We start from the raw sequence: 235 nt of genomic DNA, 5'->3' as shown, positions 1-235 counted from the left end.
AACTTCCGTGTTCGGTATGGGAACGGGTGTGACCTTCTCGCCATCGCCACCAGACTATTTGGTTTGAGGTTTTATTCCCTCAAAACTAGATAATGTGTAAGAAGAATACAAGAGAATCGAATGATCATTGTCCAGCTCCGGCTCCTAGCCTCTCGAGTCGCTTCGGTCCATCCGCCGAAGTCAAAGAACGACTTCAACTGCTGGCCCTCCAGCGCTTGTCGAGGCTGTACAGTCG

General features: G+C 50.6%; 1 rRNA gene. It reads right to left on the bottom strand.

The window, feature by feature from the left end:
* Positions 1-54, bottom strand: a 5S ribosomal RNA gene (rrf, locus tag M3593_RS24415); the annotation flags it as partial.
* Between the last annotated feature and the right edge of the window lie 181 nt (positions 55-235).

Origin of the sequence: Mesobacillus sp. MER 48, assembly GCF_023714225.1 — a bacterium.
In the GTDB taxonomy this organism is placed as follows: Bacteria; Bacillota; Bacilli; order Bacillales; family Cytobacillaceae; genus Mesobacillus; species Mesobacillus oceanisediminis_A.
This window is presented reverse-complemented; position numbering and strand designations above follow the sequence as displayed.